Annotated in this window: 2 protein-coding genes; one reads left to right on the top strand and one right to left on the bottom strand. The window is 76.3% G+C overall.

What is annotated here, in order from left to right; all coding sequences use genetic code 11:
* The first annotated feature begins 8 nt into the window (after positions 1-8).
* Positions 9-80, top strand: a complete 72-nt coding sequence (locus KBX53_RS34720; RefSeq protein ID WP_247676637.1) for a DUF2203 family protein — start codon at positions 9-11, stop codon at positions 78-80.
* A 243-nt stretch (positions 81-323) separates the two neighbouring features.
* Here the strand turns inward: KBX53_RS34720 and KBX53_RS34725 are convergent.
* A partial coding sequence (locus KBX53_RS34725; protein ID WP_210864008.1) for a sortase occupies positions 324-776 on the bottom strand: 453 nt, incomplete at its 5' end.

The following is a 776-nucleotide window of genomic DNA, read 5'->3' on the forward strand; positions in this document are numbered from 1 at the left end:
GGTGCTGGTTGGAGGGCGACTCCGACGTGCGCTGGTATCACCGGGCCGAGTGCGGCTTCGCCGGCCGCCGCCCTCTCTGACACCCCCGGCCCTGGCGCCGGGGCCCGCGCGGCCTGCCGTGCTGATCCGCGCCGAGGCGGAGCGAGGCCGCCGGGTTGAAGGCTTGATCCACTCGGGCTCCTGAAAGTCGCGGCATCCGGGCACGCCGGACACCGCGACTTCCTTGAACCCGAGTTGATCACGCGGCGGGCCGGGACCTCGCGGCGCGGGCCGCGGCGGGCCGGGACCTCGCGGCGCGGGCCCATGCCGGCCGGGTGCGCGGCTCAACCCGCCGCGGACGTCGGCAGGACCGGGCCTGCGGCCTCGGTCACCGCGAACACCACGACGTTGTCGACGTAGTGCCCGCGCCGCCGGTCGAAGTCGCCCCCGCAGGTGACCAGGCGCAGCTCCGCCCCGGGCGTCGGCCCGTAGACCACTGCCGTCGGAAACTGGTCCTTGCGGGTACGCAACGACCCGGTCACCCGGAACGGCAACCGCTGCCCGCCGTGCCACACCTCCACCAGGTCGCCGGGCCGCAGCTCGCCGAGCCGGGCGAAGACCGCCGGCCCGCGTCGGGAGTCCAGATGCCCGGCGAGTACGGCCGGGCCGGTGTCGCCGGGAGCCGGGCCGCCGCCGTACCAGCCGGCGGTGTCGAAGTCGGTCGGCGGGATCAGCGCGCCCGCGCCGTCCAGGCCCAGCACCGTGAGCGGTGAGTCGACACCGATGCGCGGTACGCG

Source organism: Micromonospora sp. M51, assembly GCF_018070305.1.
In the GTDB taxonomy this organism is placed as follows: Bacteria; Actinomycetota; Actinomycetes; order Mycobacteriales; family Micromonosporaceae; genus Micromonospora; species Micromonospora parva.